Source organism: Bacillus sp. PS237, from assembly GCF_037963345.1.
GTDB classification, from domain to species: Bacteria; Bacillota; Bacilli; order Bacillales; family Bacillaceae; genus Bacillus; species Bacillus subtilis.
On the sequence record NZ_CP150156.1, the window covers coordinates 4,065,532 to 4,082,076 of the forward strand.

A 16,545-nucleotide genomic window follows, 5' to 3' on the forward strand; every position below is an offset into this window, starting at 1 on the left:
AGCCTTCTCCTTAGTAAATGGTCATAATGGTTGTCGTATAAGAAGAACTAGTGATGTCGCGCGGATACACGCCTAAGCCTCCGTTGCTGTCTATATCAATCCCTGCTTTCAGCAAAAAGGCAGACCATAGGAGCTTTGAACAGTTTTTGGCGCCGTCATGGCCGGTATTTCTGTTATTGACGAAGTTAAATGAGTATGGGTCGCCGACTTTTGATACCGCCCAGTCGGCAGCAGCTGTTTTTTGAGATGAGGATACGCTGACGGTTTGCACAATGGAGTTGTCTTCCACGTCTCTGGCATTATACGCGATCTGCCTGACGCCGTCGCTCGGGACAGATTCAACAATTTTGTCAGCGGCGGAGTACATGCCGACATGGCCGTGATTGTAGTAGGCTGTGTAGGAGTTCGTGTAATAGATATTGCCTTTCGCGCTTGTCGGGAGTTTTTTCGTGCCGGACGAGCCGCCCATGATAGACATGCCGCTTTCCTTGGCGAGCCGGTCCCCCTCTGCTTTATCAGCCGTGATCTCCTTATAGAACTGTTTTAGGATAACGTCCTGCTTTACGTGCTGCTGTTTGGCAATCTGGCTGGCAGATTTCATGATTTCTTCCGGTGTCGTGCCTGGCTGCAGTGCGGCGATTTCTTCAGCATAATTTGTGGTCTTTACGGCTTTGGCGGGAGTAACAAACAGGCCGCCGCACATTGTGAGCGCTACCAAAAACATCGACACTCGTTTCTTCAACTTCATTACATCTCCTCTTTTCTTGTGAGTGTAGGAAAGGTAATTTCCTCACCCACATTATATTAGGAAAATAAGGAAAGTAACTAGGTTATTTACAGAATTTTTAGAAATCGTTTACAGAAAAAGGCCTTTATCAGGCCCTTTTCGTTAAAGCTTCTTGCTCATCACTACGTCTGTTTCTTGAAATCCGGTTTGCTCATATAGCTTTCGAGCCGTCTGATTATGGGCAAAGACATGAAGGGACAGCTTGCGGATTCCCATACTGCGTGCCGCTTGATCTAATGCCGCCAATGCTTGCTTTGCGTAGCCCTTTCCCCGATACGGTTCATATAACCCGAAATCATAAATAAACGCTTCCTGCTGCGGATGCTCCGGTTCAGCATGTATCCAGAGCCAGCCAACGATATCCTTTTCATTCAGCTTGAGGCTCCACAAATGGTGATGGGGTGTTTCGAGCCCTCTCGGAAGCAGATCAGTAAACACCTGCTTAGACAAAAGCTGGGCATCTTCAGGCAGCCATGTTCCCGCTTTTACCTTTTCTTCCGCGTAATGCTTTGTTGTGTACGTGAGATAAGACCGAAATTCTTCTGTCTGCATAGGGGTTAGCATAATTGTCATATCATCTCTCCTTCATATATTGACTAGAGGATTTTACATAAAATAGAAAGAGGTGTTACTATCAGAATAAGCAACTGAGATTGATAAGTCACTAGAGAAAGGAGTTTCACATGAATAAGATCGCACCCGCAGAAATCGCTAGCATGCTCAACGATTGGTACCTTGCCATCAAGAAACATGAAGTTGAAGAATCCTCCCGTTTATTTGAAGAAGTGAAGCCTTTATTGGATGACATGGAAGAGGATCAGGAGGTGCTTGCCTACTTCTCCTTATTGGAACTGCGCCACAAGGTTTTGCTTCACGAGGCGAGAGGACAGGGCTTTCAGCATGAGGAGCCTTCTCATATGAATGCTACGTCTGACATGCTGAAATATTACTTTTTTCTGTTTGAAGGCATGTATGAGGCCTATAAAAATAATTATGACATTGCCATTGGGCTGTATAAAGATGCAGAGCAGTATCTCGACAACATTCCCGATCCGATTGAAAAAGCCGAATTTCACCTGAAGGTCGGTAAGCTCTATTATAAGCTGGGACAAAATATTGTGTCCCTCAATCATACACGGCAAGCAGTCAAAACATTCAGAGAAGAGACAGATTATAAAAAGAAGCTGGCTTCAGCCCTGATTACCATGTCAGGCAATTTTACAGAGATGAGCCAGTTTGAAGAAGCTGAGGCTTATTTGGACGAAGCAATTCGGATCACGAGTGAATTAGAGGATCATTTTTTTGAAGCCCAGCTTTTGCATAACTTCGGCCTTCTACATGCGCAAAGCGGCAAATCAGAAGAAGCGGTTTCGAAATTAGAGGAGGCTCTACAGAACGATGAGTATGCCCGCTCCGCCTATTATTATCATTCTGCCTACTTGCTGATACGAGAGCTGTTTAAGATCAAAAAGAAAGAACAGGCCTTATCTTATTACCAAGACGTGAAGGAAAAATTGACTGCTGAGCCGAATAGAATATGTGAGGCAAAAATAGACATTTTATATGCCATTTATGCAGAAGGGGGTCATGCGGAAACGTTTCACTTATGCAAACAACATATGGATGACTTGTTGTCCGAGAAAGAGTATGACAGTGTAAGAGAACTTTCCATTTTGGCTGGCGAACGGTATAGGGAACTTGAGCTTTACAAAGAAGCTGCCCACTTTTTTTATGAAGCATTACAGATTGAAGAACTGATTAAACGAACGGAGGTTATATAAATGAAAAGATTTCTGATTGGCGCAGGCGTCGCAGCGGTGATTTTATCAGGTTGGTTTATTGCGGACCATCAAACCCACTCACAGGAAATGAAAGTCGCTGAGAAAATGATTGGATAAATGAAAAACCCCCGCGGGATGCGGGGGTTCAATTTAACGAAAGAATCCTAAAACGGTTTGTAGTTTTAGGATTCTTTCATCTTTTCAGCGTGATTGAAAACCCTTGAAGTCTAGGAAGAACGAGCATTGGAGCGCAGCGAATGTTTGGAATTCGTGAGCACCGAAGCGCAGGCCTGACAACGAATGCGAGGGTTTGTCGACACGCTGAAACCCCCGCGGGTGCGGGGGTTTTCTTATTACAGCAGCTTCTTCCCTAACAGGGATTCTACGAGCTCTACTGCTGTTTTGCCCGTTTTGTTTTTGTGATCAAGGATCGGGTTAACCTCAACGAATTCGGCTGAGGTAATGATGCCTGCGTCATACAGCATTTCCATAGCCAAATGGCTCTCCCGGTAGCTGATGCCGCCGACGACAGGGGTTCCGACACCCGGTGCGTCGTTCGGATCAAGTCCGTCCAGATCAAGGCTCAGATGGACGCCATCACATGCTGATAAATAATCAAGGGTTTCTTCAATGACCTTTGTCATGCCAAGACGATCGATTTCGTGCATTGTGTACACCTTCATGCCGCTTTCCTTAATGTACTTGCGCTCCCCTTCATCAAGTGACCGGGCGCCAATGATGACGACGTTTTCCGGTTTGATTTTAGGCGCGTAGCCTTCAAGGTTAACCAGTGACTCGTGGCCAATGCCTAGGCTGACCGCGAGCGGCATGCCGTGAATATTGCCCGATGGTGAAGTTTCAAGTGTATTCAAATCGCCGTGCGCGTCATACCAGATGACGCCGAGATTATCGTAATGCTTCGCTGTGCCTGCAAGCGTGCCGATCGCAATACTGTGGTCACCGCCCAGGACAAGCGGGAATTTTTTCTCTTCAATGACTTTGTTGACCTTTTGCGCGAGTTTTTCATTTCCCGCCAAAACGGAATTCAGGTTTTTCAGTTCCTCGTCATTTTTGATTTTTTCGCGATTGATCGGAATGTCACCGAGATCTTCAACCGTATACCCCATGTCTGACAGCCTCTCGATCAGATGAGCGTACCGGATGGCACTCGGGCCCATATCCACTCCGCGTCGTGCTTGTCCTAAATCCATTGGCATTCCAATAACCGAAATCGTTTTATCCATCTGTGATTCCACCTCAACATTTAAGATAATGTCCTATGCGGGTTATAACAAAGATGACTTGCGGACAACGTTTTTAAAGCTCTAGCTGACGATTTGCCTGCTGGCGTTTTTTAATGACGACATGATAAATGATGTAGCAAATGATCATAAACGGTACGCCGCAATACAGCGCGATACGCTGCTCCGGATCAAATGCAAGACTGATGAGCACGACCGTATTTAACGTTAGGCCGATCAGCGGAAGCACCGGGTACAGCGGTGTTTTAAATTTCAAATCTTCTATCTTCCCGCCCTCACGGATATATTTGCGTCTGAACATGATTTGGGAAAGCGAGATCGTAATCCAGCCGACCTGCGCGCTCATGCCCGCCAAAGATAACAGTACCATATATACGGTTTCAGCCTGCGCAAACTTTGTCAGAAGTGATAGGCAGGCCACAGCCATCGTTACGATTAACGAGTACATCGGTACACCGCGCTGATTTGTTTTGCCAAGCGCTTTGAAGGCTTGTCCTTCATTCGCCATCGCGTACAGAATACGTGTTGATGCGTATAAACCTGAGTTCGCAACAGATAACAGTGCGATTAAAATAACAAAGTTCATGATATCAGCTGCATATGGGATTCCGATTTGCTCAAATACGGCAACAAATGGACTTTCCACGACACCCGCCTGTTTCCACGGAATCATGCCGGCAATGACAATGATTGAAAGCACAAAGAACACAAGCGTTCTCCATACTGTCTGTTTGATGGACCGCGGAATCGTTTTTTCAGGGTCTTCACTTTCTCCGGCTGCAACCCCGATCAGCTCAGTCCCCTGAAACGCAAAGTTCACAGTAATCATCGTAATCAGCATTGCCTTTATGCCGTTCGGAAATAACCCGTCTTCATAAAAATGTGTCAAAAACGGCGCCTGCTCTCCGCCCTTCAGATCAATCAGGCCAAACATGGCAGCTCCGCCGAGAATAATAAATAAAAGGATAATCAAAATTTTAATGCCTGAGAACCAGAATTCAGATTCCGCAAAGGCTTTTGTGGTGATCGCATTTAAAATAAACATCAGTGCCGCAAAGACCAGACACCAGATCCACACGTCTATATGCGGAAACCAGCGTTGCATCAGCTGCCCCGCTGATAAAAATTCAATGGCGCATGTAACCGCCCAGCCGAGCCAGTACAGCCAGCCGAACGCAAACCCGAAGGCCGGGCTGATAAATTTCGTGGCATAGGTCTGGAAGGACCCCGACACAGGAAAGGCGACTGCCAGCTCTCCTAAGCAGAGCATGGTCAAAAACATGATAAAGCCGCCCACTAAATAGGACAGAACCGCGCCGAGCGGTCCCGCTTGGTTAATGGTAAACCCGGTTCCAAGGAAGAAACCGGTTCCGATCACTCCGCCCAATGAAATCATGAACAAATGGCGTGATTTCATTGTCCGCTGGAGCTGATTTCCGTTATCTTGGTTTGTATTCACATTCTGCACCCCTTCAGCAACTTGTATTGGATCTAAGCTGGAACATCTGCATGGTGCTATCCCAGTTTGCTGTCCAAAGAGTCTCTATCTATTTAATATAAAATTCACTTCTTCTCATAAAGATACATTATACTAAAATACTGTAGCTGAGCAAATAGGGAGTGCTGATTTTTCTGTTGTAAATTTATACAAACGAAGTGAATATCCCGCCATGGTGCGGATTTATGCGTTTCGCAGCACGTGCTTAATTTTCTCTATCGCCCAATCCAAGTCCTCTTTGGAAATGATTAATGGCGGTGCAAAACGAATGACTGTATCATGCGTTTCCTTGCATAAAAGTCCCTCTTCCTTCAAACGCTCACAATACGGACGTGCCGCTTCAGTCAATTCCACACCGATAAACAGCCCTCTGCCGCGGACTTCTTTAATGACAGGGCTGTCAATACTCTCAAGCTCGCTTTTAAAGTATTCACCAAGTTCAAGAGAACGATCCGCCAGCTTTTCATCCTCCAGCACTTCTAATGAAGCGATAGACACTGCACATGCAAGCGGGTTTCCACCAAATGTTGAGCCGTGTGAGCCAGGGTTAAACACGCCTAGGATCTCGCGGTCCGCCGCAATGCAAGAGATCGGGAACACACCGCCGCCAAGCGCTTTGCCCAAGATATACATATCCGGAACAATGCCGTCCCAGTCACAGGCAAACGTCTTGCCTGTACGTCCGAGACCCGTCTGAATTTCATCCGCAATAAACAAGACATTCTCTTCCTTACAAATCGCCGCCGCTTCCTGTAAAAATCCTTCAGGCGGAATCACAATGCCCGCTTCGCCTTGAATCGGTTCAAACAAGAATGCCGCTGTATTCGGCGTAATGGCCTGTCGAAGCGCTTCCACATCGCCGTAAGGAATGAGTTTGATTCCTGGAAGCATCGGGCCGAATCCTCGTTTATATTCCTCTTCAGAAGAAAGAGATACCGCCAGCATCGTGCGGCCGTGGAAGTTCCCGACACATGCGATAATTTCCGCTTGATTGTCAGCTACGCCCTTCACTTCATACGCCCAGCGTCTCGCCGCTTTCACCGCGGATTCAACCGCTTCGGCTCCTGTATTCATCGGCAGAATCATCTCTTTGCCTGTCAGTTTAGCTGTTTTTTCGTAAAACGGCCCAAGCTGATCGTTATGAAACGCGCGTGACGTGAGGGTGATTTTATCAGCCTGATCCTTTAATGCCTGAATGATTTTCGGGTGTCTGTGCCCCTGGTTTACCGCAGAGTAAGCACTCAGCATATCCATATATTCATTGCCTTCCGGGTCCTTTACCCAAGCACCCAGCGCTTCAGAAATAACAATCGGGAGCGGGTGATAATTGTTGGCTCCGTAATGAGACGTCTGATCAATAATTTCTTTGGATTTAGATAAAGCTGTCATATTTGAATTCCCCCTTGTTTTCTGTTTCAACATGTTATCCTGCTTTCCCTTTATATAAATGCAAGTTCTGTGCCAAATCAAGAATTCGTGTGTTTTCTACAATTTTCGAGGACAAGGTGCAAAAACATTCTGATATTTCGAGCGAAAATTTCAGCAAGTGCAAAATTCTTTTGCATATCCTCTCCGTTTTTTTATAAAATAGAAGCAATATTAAGAAAATAATTGAGGGAGGTTCATACAGTGGTCAAAGACAGCGAATTCCTCACATTGGTTTTTCAGAGTATTTTAGATGAAATCGATGTTGGCCTGCACGTGGTAGACGAGCATGGAAACACAATCGTTTATAACAATAAAATGATGCAGATTGAAGATATGGAGAAGCATGACGTCTTGAATAAAAACCTGATGGATGTGTTTATGTTTTCAAAGCAGCAGGACAGCACACTGGTACAGGCTCTTCAGGAAGGCAAGACGATTAAAAACGTCAAACAGAGCTATTTCAATAATAAAGGCCAGGAAATTACGACGATCAATCATACATATCCCATCGTCCAAGACGGCAAAATCAGGGGCGCCGTTGAAATTGCCAAGGATGTGACAAAGCTGGAACGGCTGATCAGGGAGAATATGAACAAAAAAGGCAGCACAACCTATACGTTTGACAGTATTCTCGGCACCAGTCCGGCCATTCAAGACGTCATCGAAAACGCCAAGCGGGCAACCCGTACGTCATCATCTGTCCTTCTAGCAGGCGAAACCGGCACGGGAAAAGAACTGTTCGCGCAAAGTATCCATAATGGAAGCGATCGTTCTGGCGGCCCGTTTATTTCGCAAAACTGCGCGGCACTGCCAGACAGCCTTGTGGAAAGCATTTTGTTTGGGACGAAAAAAGGCGCGTTTACCGGCGCTGTCGACCAGCCCGGCCTGTTTGAACAAGCCCACGGCGGCACACTGCTGTTAGATGAAATCAACTCGCTGAATCTCAGCCTTCAGGCGAAGCTGCTGCGCGCCCTTCAAGAACGGAAAATCAGGCGCATCGGTTCAACAAAGGATACACCGATTGACGTACGTATTATTGCCACGATGAATGAAGACCCAATTGATGCAATTGCAGGCGAACGAATGCGGAAGGACTTGTATTACAGGCTGAGTGTCGTCACACTGATCATCCCGCCGCTTCGGGAACGAAAAGAAGACATTTTGCTTCTCGCGTCGGAGTTCATCCAGAAAAACAACCATCTGTTCCAAATGAATGTTGAACACATCAGCGATGACGTGAAGCAATTTTTCCTTTCTTATGACTGGCCGGGAAATATTCGCGAGCTTGAGCATATGATCGAAGGCGCAATGAATTTCATGACGGACGAGCAAACGATTACGGCTTCCCATCTGCCCTATCAATACCGCATGAAAATCAAGCCGGCTGACATCCCAGAGCCGGAAACACCAAGACACCAGCCAGCCGCGGACTTAAAAGAAAAAATGGAAAGCTTCGAAAAATATGTGATAGAGAACGTGTTAAGAAAACACGGCCATAACATCTCGAAAGCTGCTCAGGAGCTTGGCATCAGCAGACAAAGCCTCCAATATCGGCTGAAGAAATTTTCTCACTCGTCTAACGAATAATCCGGAGCAGGAAGCCTGATCAGAAAAACAGTGCCTCTGCCGATTTCACTTTTCACTTCAATCGTCCCATTGTGATTGTCGATAATCGATTTCGTTATGGCAAGGCCTAATCCCGAACCTCCATATTTCCGGGAGCGGGATGGGTCTGCCTTGTAAAACCGGTCAAACACTAAAAAACGTCACTTCTTATGCATTGAAGAAAGAAAATGGCACCTATGTGTATCACAGCCAGCAACCACACGGTACAAACCATTAAAGTCCATGCAAATAACGGAAGTATTTGCAGCTAACTGCCATTTGCTGTTTCACGTGTAACATCCATCTTGTATTTTTCTTCATATTCGATATATCCTTTTTCAACTGAACGGGCGTGACCCCTGTTCAGTTTTTTTTGCATATCAAAACAGCCTGGCAACGATGCCAGACTGCTTTTATTAACTGCCTAATTGGTCTGCGGAGGACAGCTTGATATCAACAGATTTTTCTTTTCCGCCGCGATAAAACTTCACCTTCACCCGGTCACCGACTTTTTTCTGATAAAGCCGTTTTCGCAGGTCAACAATATCATTTACTTTGTATCCGTCAAATTCCGTGATGACATCCAGTTCCTTCAGCCCCGCTTTTCCGGCAGGTGAAAAGGCGTCTACACCCATCACAACCGCTCCATTGGTGACGTTCTTAGGAAGCTTTAATGTTTCATCCCAATGATAGCTTGCGATGTCACTTAGCGATTTCATCTCAATGCCAAGGAACGGGCGTTTGACCTTTCCGTATCTCTCTAAATCCTCTATCACAGGGATCACGAGCTTAGACGGAATGGACAGGCCAATCCCTTCAACCGCTGACTCGGCAATTTTCATTGAATTGATGCCAATGACCTTCCCATCCATATTTAACAAAGCGCCGCCGCTGTTCCCAGGGTTAATGGCCGCATCTGTTTGCAGGACTTCAGCGTTCCAGTCAGGCTGTCCATCACCGTTTGAATCTACTGGGATCGCCCTCTCCGTACCCGAGATGACGCCTTGTGTGACAGAGCCTGCAAACTCAAGGCCTAACGGGTTCCCGATCGCAATAACCGGCTCCCCAGACTTCACTTTATCTGAATTTCCGAAATCAGCGACTGCTTTAATCTTATCGCTTTTCACCCGTAAAACGGCAAGGTCCATCAGCTGGTCGCTGCCGACAAGATCAGCTGATACACGTGAGCCGTCTTTCAAGCTGATTTCAATTTGGGAAGCGCCTTCGATGACATGATGGTTGGTCACGACATAAGCGGAATGGTCATTTTTCTTATAGATGACGCCAGAGCCGCTCCCAGCCTCGCCGCTCTCTCCCCAAATATCTGATTTTTGGATGTTCACAACACCGACAACGGCGGGCGACATATTGCTGACAATCTTGGTGACGGCATTGTTGACACTGACATTCACCGTCCTGATTGATTCCCGGCCATTGTTGTTTTGCTGCTGATCTAAGGCGCCTGTATCCAGCCCTTCATTTGAAAGGTACGGCATGATAAACGCCATTAATACGGCACCGACAATCACGCCAATCAGACTCGAAAGAAAATATCCTTTTTTGCTTCTCTTTGGCTGTTCAGGAGTAGTATGTTCTTCCTCACGTTCGTAATCCACCATATTCCATCCTTTCCAAGAACGTTAATATGGTTATATTGTGGGTTAGAAACTCCTAGAATAGTCATGATTTACATAGAAAAATTATACAGCGCAAAGCGGAGTGGCCTTCTTCGGATCGGTGTCGTATAAGTCAAATGTCTCACCCGTCACAAATCCTTTAGAAGCCAATGTCTGCTGCACAGACATTCTTGCCAGCTCCTTCATGTTGTTGTCCTGGCTCAAATGCGCCAGGTAAATACGAGACGTCTCATCGCCAATGACATCCGTCATCGCCAAGGCAGCATCTTCATTTGACACGTGCCCGACGTCACTTAAAATCCGCCGCTTAATGCTCCATGGGTATCTTCCCATTTGCAGCATACCGACATCGTGATTGCTTTCAAACACAAATACATTCGCTGAACGGATAATGCCTTTCATCCGGTCGCTGACATATCCCGTATCTGTCATTAACGCGAGCTTTCGGCCGCTATAATGGAATACATAAAACATCGGTTCCGCCGCATCGTGGGAAACGCCAAACGATTCAACATCAAGTCCGCCGAACGACTTCACCGTCTCCATTGGAAATACAAACTTTTGATCGGTGTCAATTTTGCCGATTTGATTCTCCATCGCTTTCCAAGTCTTCTCATTCGCATAGATCGGAAGCTTGTACTTTCTGGCGACGACACCAAGGCCCTTAATATGGTCACTATGCTCATGCGTCACAAAAATGCCGTCTACATCATCCAGCTTACGCCCGATCTGCGCCATCAGCCCATCCATGGCTTTTCCGCTCAAACCGGCGTCCACTAAAAATGCGTGATCCTCTGTTTCGAGGTAAAACGCATTTCCCGTACTCCCGCTCGCAAGTACGCTAAATTGCAAGCTCATGTTTGTCTCACTCCATTATTTTCATTGATCTGTATCTAAAATCGTACTCTCCAAAGCATTCACAGTAAAATACTCTTGTACTGTCTTTTTCTCACCGTTCACTTTTTTCTCGTACTCGACCGTAATTCTCCATACCGGCGCCAGCACCTGCGTACTTGTCAGCGGATATTGTGCTACATAGCCGAATTTACAGCTCTTCACAGTGCTGTATTCTTTTAATTGATTTTGATAGTACAATAGCTCAACCGCATCCATTTCAGTAATTAAGCTTTCTTTCTGGATTTGCTTGAAGGTCTCAAGCGTAGTCTGGTCGTATGACACAACCTCGTTTTTACCGTTTAAGTGCAGCACCACTTGCCCGATCATATTAGAGGGATTGTCGGTCTTTTGGTAAATATAATGACCTTCGTACGTTTGGAAGAAAATAATTTCTTTCTTCGATTTATCAACCTTCCAAAGCTTATATTTTTCGCCATCTTGAATTTTCGAAGAAACAAGTGCCTGAGCATCGTCCTCGATATCCTTCTTTGATAGTGCGATTGGATTTGCAAACTTCATTTTCAGGCTCGTTACTTTATGATCATCACTAGGCATGTCCATCAAAGGCTTTTGATCCTTCAGCGCCTCAATTTCCTCCTTGGAGAAAGACTTTTGATTTGCCGTGATCCGATAGCCTTCTGTTGCTTCCTTATTCAAGCCTTCATACGTGATATGATCGGCCTTCATGTCATGCTCGACATCATTTTTAATGACTTCATATTCTTTGCCGGTAGCCTGCCATTTTTGAAAAAACTGATAGCCTAAGAAAATATCTAAAATGAGGAAGGCAACGATGAAGATTGATTTTGTCTTATTCCACTCCACTGTTAGCCCCCTCCTTCCTCAATAAATCCTTTGTAATCGGCACAATTTTTCCATTTACTTTCATCGCCCAAACCGGTTCCAGTTCAACGAGAGGATCATCGTTGGTTGATGTTGATACCAATTGATAAGCAAGGAAGATCTGATCAATTTTGTCCGTATCATAAGCGGTTTGTTTCGAAAGCAGCATCTTCACTTCGCTGCCGCCCATGAGCTCTGTTTCACTTGTTTTAATCGGATTCGTTCCGAGACTGTAATTCGGCCGCTTATAGCTGAGAATATCATCATTCGCCCATTGCACCGTAATCGCCGATGTCGCCCCGAAAGGTTTGGCGGTGCTGTTAATGACCGGGATCTGATCCATAAAAATATAGAAGCTCAACTGCTGGCTGTCATTGATATTGAAAAATTGATAGTGATCCGTCCAGCTTCCGGTATCCTCAAGGTATTTTTGGCTCTTTTTGATTAATTCACCTGTTTGATAGGATGTGCTCTGCACCAAATTGCGCTGCTGAAATTGCACCTGTCTCTGGCTTAGATTCACATCTAACCGGCTGATCCCATCTGTCAGCACATTTCTGTTGTTGTAATTCGAATCTTCTCTTACAATGCTCGGATCACTAAACAAAGCCTGCTTAAAGGTATTTGTTTTAATCGATTCTGTGACAAATTCTTTTTTGTCCATCGTAAGCGGTTTGTTCGGCAGCAAGAACTCTTTCTTTGAGCCAATGGAGAACAAACTGAACGCCGGCATATTTGATTGCCTGTTTTTCAAGTCGTTCATAATGTTCCGGTAGTTTGCTGATTCAACCGTCACTTCAAGAATGAGCTGCTTGCTGTATGACACCAAATAGATTTTCTTGTTCGCTTTTGTTTCATTGAACGGGATCAGAATATGGTCAAACGAACTGTATTCAAACGACTGATTAGACCATTTAAACAGCGTTTGGAAAATATCAATCGGGATCGTATCGCTGAATTGCAAGTCAAGCTTGGCTTCAGAACCGCCTATTCCATAAAACCAGCTTTTGAATCCAGCCTTGTCATACTGATCCGAAATATCTTTAATTCCTTTCACATCCCAATGCGGCAAGTCAGACCAAATTTCTTCATAGAGGGCATTGTCATCCACTTTGTAATGAGCGCCGTCATCATGGATAAACATGTCCCTTGGCCTTACCGTTTCAGACAGCTTTTGGGTGGTTTTTTCGATTTTATGTTTCACACGAACAGTAGACTCTGTTGAGGATGAGCCTTCAGAAAAGTTTGGCTGGAACGTCCATATCCCCCATGTAAAAACAAGACTGATGACGACGAGTACCGTAAGTAATATCGTTTTTATATTTTCACGCTTCATCCCAATCATCCTCTTGTTCCTCTTTATATGGAAGAGTAAATGTAATCGTCGTGCCTTTTCCTTCTATGCTGTCCGCCCAAATATCTCCACCGTGCGCCTGTACCATTTCCTTGGCAATCGCCAATCCCAGACCGGTGCCGCCAAGCTTTCTCGTTCTCGCTTTATCCACCCTGTAGAAGCGGTCAAAGACTTTTTCGACATCTTTTTTCGGAATGCCGATCCCTTCATCCTTCACGCTGATATAGAGAAGTTCTTCCTCTTCATTGACATCAATCGAGAACGTGACATGTCCGCCTTCCGGTGAATATTTTAAAGCGTTAGAAATAATATTATCGAGCACCTGCGTTATTTTATCCTGGTCAATCTCGACATACAGATCTCTGTCCGGCAGATTGCGGATAAACTCCACATGCTGCTCTTTTGTCATTTCAAAACGGTCAATAATAAGTGACATAAACCGGACAATCTGAATCCATTCCCGGTTAAATTGATAATCTTTACTGTCAAATTTCGACAGCTGAAGCAGATCATTGACAAGCCGGATCATACGCTCTGTTTCATTTTGCGTCACCATTAAGAAGCGCGGAGCAATGTCTTTATTTTCCCACGCGCCTTCAGCTAACGCTTCTAAATAGCTGCGCATTGTCGTAAGCGGCGTCCGCAGCTCATGTGATACATTCGCAACGAATTCTCTGCGTTCCTGATCCATTTTCTCTTGTTCGGTTACATCGTAAATGACAGCGATTAAACCATCAATTTTGCCGTGTTCCCTTTGAATCACAGAGAAATTCACGCGAAGCACCGTTAATTCATCATCGCGCTCAATTTCAAGCAGCATAGAATCCTGCTGTTCCACTAAATCTTCAAAAGTATAATTCTCTTGAAGCCCCAGCAAACTCGTAATCGGCATTTCTAAGGCTGTTTCACGTGAAACGTTCAACAGTTCCAGCGCCGGGCTGTTTAAGAGAATAATCGCTCCGTTTCGGTTTGTGGCGATAACGCCGTCTGTCATATAAGCAATGACAGAGGCTAGCTTTCTGCGTTCTCCTTCAGTCATCGCCTGGGCATCTTCAAGCTCTCTCGTTAAGTGGTTAAACGTTGTGGCCAGCTGCCCAATTTCATCATGTCCATACTTTTTAACCTTCCTCGAGAAATTCCCTTTCGCAAGCTCCATCGCCTGCTTTCGCATATCTGAAAGCGGGTGGGTAATGGTTCTTGCCAGAAAAATACCGAGAAGAGCCGTCAAAACAAGTGCCAAACCTGTGCCGGACGCCAGTATCGTGTTGATCGTCTTCATTTGATTAAAGACATCTTCCATACTCGCGACAACGTAGATCGCGCCCACAACCTCTTGGTTTTCAGTCATGACGGGCTTCGCGGAAATAAGAACTCTGATTTTGCTTTTCGGGTCATAATATTTTCTTAAATACGACTGTTTGGTAGAAAAGATTCTTTTGAAAATCAGATCGGTCGTTTGTTTCCCAGCCACTTCCTCACCGTACGGCTTTGAAGAACCGACCACTTCATAGCTTTTATCTACAAAGCTAATTTCCCGAACCTCATCACTTTTCGTGAAGTCATTCAAAATACGGCTGACGTCATCCTTTATGACGGTACTGTCGTTATCGCTCTTATATTCTTGTTCGATATAATAAGAAAGGTTGTCGATTCGCTGATTCAGCGATTGTTCATAAGAGCTGATCAGCGACTTCTCTACCTGATTGACAAAATACACACCAATGATTTGCATGGCAATGATAATCAAAAGCACATAAATCAAGGTAATCTTAAATTGGATCGACCGAAAAAAACCAACCTTATTCATATGGGCATTAGTCCTGTTCTGGGTTTCTCAAGTAATAACCTACACCACGGCGTGTGACGATCCAATTTGGATGGCTCGGGTTGTCCTCGATTTTTTCACGAAGCCGGCGGACTGTTACGTCAACCGTTCTGACATCGCCGAAGTAATCATAGCCCCAAACGGTTTGAAGCAAATGTTCACGGGTCATCACTTGTCCGATATGTTTTGCTAAATAATGAAGCAATTCGAACTCACGATGAGTCAATTCGATTGTTTCGTCTCGTTTTGATACAACGTACGCGTCAGGGAAGATGACGAGAGAGCCGATATGAATCTCGTTAGAGGAAGGCTCTTCCTCCGCAGGCGCTGTTGTCAGCTGGCGGCGCAGGTTCGCTTTTACACGCGCCAAGAGCTCGCGTGTGCTGAATGGTTTTGTGACATAGTCATCAGCACCGATTTCAAGCCCGATAACCTTGTCAATTTCTGAATCCTTAGCCGTCAGCATAATGATTGGCATATCGTATTTCTTTCTGACTTCGCGGCATACTTCAACGCCGTCTTTATTTGGGAGCATAATATCTAAAAGAATTAAATCAGGCTGAAGCTCTTCTACCATTTCAACGGCTTCGTTTCCGTCGTGGGCACAGTGCACTTCATAGCCTTCTTTTCTTAAGTTAAATTCCAATATATCTGCAATCGGTTTTTCATCATCTACTACAAGGATCTTTTTATCCATCATTTTGATTTTCCTCCTGCCGAATGACTTCATTTCATCTATATAACATTCGTTTCATCACTTATGGCCCATGTAAAGAATGGGTCCTTGTCTATTATAACGGTTTAAGGTCAAAAGATAAAAAAAATAAAGGTTTAGAAAAAAAACACATGTTTCACCTTTATCGCCAGTTGTTTATCTATTGTCATGCTGGTCAACTTTTTTTAAAAAAGATAACTTTATTGAAACCTCCCCTCACCGGAGTGCGTCTTTATCAATGACGTCTTCTTCTTTGAACCGGCCGCAGGGCCGGTTCTCCCTTTTTCTTCTATTATAACACTCCTCATGTTTGCCTTTTTCCTAAAAGAAAAAACGCACCTACGATTGCAGATGCGTTTGGTAAGTGGCTCGGGACGGAATCGAACCGCCGACACACGGATTTTCAGTCCGTTGCTCTACCAACTGAGCTACCGAGCCAAATGTTTTATTTTTCTCTACTAAGTAAAGTAAAATGGCGGTCCGGACGGGACTCGAACCCGCGACCTCCTGCGTGACAGGCAGGCATTCTAACCAACTGAACTACCGGACCTTACAGTAATTGCCCGGAGAGCTGTCGTGTCAGCTCTCACAGACAAATAAGGAATTTAGCAATAACGCTAAAGTAAATCAATGACCCGTACGGGATTCGAACCCGTGTTACCGCCGTGAAAGGGCGGTGTCTTAACCGCTTGACCAACGGGCCTTCACGAAATGGTGAGCCATGAAGGACTCGAACCTTCGACCCTCTGATTAAAAGTCAGATGCTCTACCAACTGAGCTAATGGCTCTTAAAGATGTCGGAATTTCTATAGAGCAAACGACTTAAATCTAGTTCTCATCTTGTACTCTATTGAAGCAGTTTCCGTAACAACGAGATTTATAATATCACGAACAAATAGAAGTGGCAATAACT

General features: G+C 45.1%; 15 protein-coding genes, 4 tRNA genes and 1 pseudogene. 3 read left to right on the forward strand and 17 right to left on the reverse strand.

The window, feature by feature from the left end; translation table 11 throughout:
• Positions 1–10 precede the first annotated feature (10 nt).
• A complete protein-coding gene (locus NST22_RS21070; RefSeq protein WP_003243470.1) occupies positions 11–748 on the reverse strand; it encodes a YiiX/YebB-like N1pC/P60 family cysteine hydrolase in 738 nt (245 codons plus the stop codon).
• Between the two features lie 141 nt (positions 749–889).
• Positions 890–1,360, reverse strand: a complete 471-nt coding sequence (locus tag NST22_RS21075; RefSeq protein ID WP_003243975.1) for a GNAT family N-acetyltransferase — start codon at positions 1,358–1,360, stop codon at positions 890–892.
• Between the two features lie 110 nt (positions 1,361–1,470).
• Between NST22_RS21075 and rapG the strand changes: the two genes are divergently transcribed.
• Together rapG and NST22_RS21085 are read left to right on the forward strand one after the other, a co-directional pair.
• Positions 1,471–2,568, forward strand: a complete 1,098-nt coding sequence (gene rapG / locus NST22_RS21080) for a response regulator aspartate phosphatase RapG (RefSeq protein ID WP_003243386.1) — start codon at positions 1,471–1,473, stop codon at positions 2,566–2,568.
• Entirely contained in the window at positions 2,569–2,685 is a 117-nt protein-coding gene (locus NST22_RS21085; protein ID WP_003226961.1) for a Phr family secreted Rap phosphatase inhibitor, read from the forward strand.
• Positions 2,686–2,921: 236 nt separating this feature from the next.
• On the opposite strand, the gene rocF is transcribed toward NST22_RS21085, so the two are convergent.
• The 3 genes from rocF to rocD all read right to left on the reverse strand — a co-directional run bounded on the left by rocF (position 2,922) and on the right by rocD (position 6,717).
• Positions 2,922–3,812, reverse strand: a complete 891-nt coding sequence (gene rocF, locus NST22_RS21090; RefSeq protein WP_003226959.1) for an arginase — start codon at positions 3,810–3,812, stop codon at positions 2,922–2,924.
• A 73-nt stretch (positions 3,813–3,885) separates the two neighbouring features.
• On the reverse strand, positions 3,886–5,289 hold the full coding sequence (locus tag NST22_RS21095; protein WP_003242721.1) for an amino acid permease: 1,404 nt from the start codon (positions 5,287–5,289) through the stop codon (positions 3,886–3,888).
• 222 nt (positions 5,290–5,511) lie between these two features.
• On the reverse strand, positions 5,512–6,717 hold the full coding sequence (rocD, locus tag NST22_RS21100) for an ornithine aminotransferase (protein WP_003242970.1): 1,206 nt from the start codon (positions 6,715–6,717) through the stop codon (positions 5,512–5,514).
• Between the two features lie 240 nt (positions 6,718–6,957).
• Here rocD and rocR point away from each other — a divergent pair, with 240 nt between their 5' ends.
• The gene (rocR, locus tag NST22_RS21105) at positions 6,958–8,343 is read left to right on the forward strand and encodes an arginine utilization regulatory protein RocR (protein WP_003244510.1); all 1,386 of its coding nucleotides are present in this window, start codon (positions 6,958–6,960) and stop codon (positions 8,341–8,343) included.
• Here rocR and NST22_RS21110 read toward each other — a convergent pair.
• The 12 genes and pseudogenes from NST22_RS21110 to NST22_RS21165 all read right to left on the reverse strand — a co-directional run.
• Positions 8,325–8,513 (reverse strand): annotated as a pseudogene (locus NST22_RS21110) (ATP-binding protein); the annotation flags it as partial. The gene rocR and the pseudogene NST22_RS21110 overlap by 19 nt on opposite strands.
• Before the next feature lie 116 nt (positions 8,514–8,629).
• The gene (locus NST22_RS21115; RefSeq protein WP_003242634.1) at positions 8,630–8,758 is read right to left on the reverse strand and encodes a hypothetical protein; all 129 of its coding nucleotides are present in this window, start codon (positions 8,756–8,758) and stop codon (positions 8,630–8,632) included.
• Positions 8,759–8,777: 19 nt separating this feature from the next.
• Entirely contained in the window at positions 8,778–9,980 is a 1,203-nt protein-coding gene (gene htrC / locus NST22_RS21120; RefSeq protein ID WP_009969578.1) for a serine protease HtrC, read from the reverse strand.
• 81 nt (positions 9,981–10,061) lie between these two features.
• Positions 10,062–10,856 carry an MBL fold metallo-hydrolase gene (locus NST22_RS21125; protein WP_003242676.1) on the reverse strand — a complete coding sequence of 265 codons (795 nt, stop codon included), beginning with the start codon at positions 10,854–10,856 and terminating at the stop codon, positions 10,062–10,064.
• A gap of 21 nt (positions 10,857–10,877) precedes the next feature.
• The gene (gene walI / locus NST22_RS21130) at positions 10,878–11,720 is read right to left on the reverse strand and encodes a WalRK two-component regulatory system regulator WalI (protein WP_003244037.1); all 843 of its coding nucleotides are present in this window, start codon (positions 11,718–11,720) and stop codon (positions 10,878–10,880) included.
• A complete protein-coding gene (walH, locus tag NST22_RS21135; protein WP_003242498.1) occupies positions 11,707–13,074 on the reverse strand; it encodes a WalRK two-component regulatory system regulator WalH in 1,368 nt (455 codons plus the stop codon). Before walH ends, walI begins: the two co-directional genes overlap by 14 nt.
• Positions 13,064–14,899, reverse strand: coding sequence for a cell wall metabolism sensor histidine kinase WalK (walK, locus tag NST22_RS21140; protein WP_009968432.1), 1,836 nt, complete (start codon positions 14,897–14,899; stop codon positions 13,064–13,066). The genes walH and walK overlap by 11 nt, the downstream gene beginning before the upstream one ends.
• A gap of 7 nt (positions 14,900–14,906) precedes the next feature.
• Positions 14,907–15,614 (reverse strand): cell wall metabolism DNA-binding response regulator WalR, encoded by a 708-nt coding sequence (gene walR, locus NST22_RS21145; protein WP_003244363.1) that lies wholly within the window; start codon positions 15,612–15,614, stop codon positions 14,907–14,909.
• 383 nt (positions 15,615–15,997) lie between these two features.
• Positions 15,998–16,070, reverse strand: a tRNA-Phe gene (locus NST22_RS21150).
• A gap of 35 nt (positions 16,071–16,105) precedes the next feature.
• Positions 16,106–16,182, reverse strand: a tRNA-Asp gene (locus NST22_RS21155).
• 81 nt (positions 16,183–16,263) lie between these two features.
• Positions 16,264–16,335, reverse strand: a tRNA-Glu gene (locus NST22_RS21160).
• Between the two features lie 9 nt (positions 16,336–16,344).
• Positions 16,345–16,420 (reverse strand) — tRNA-Lys (locus tag NST22_RS21165).
• Between the last annotated feature and the right edge of the window lie 125 nt (positions 16,421–16,545).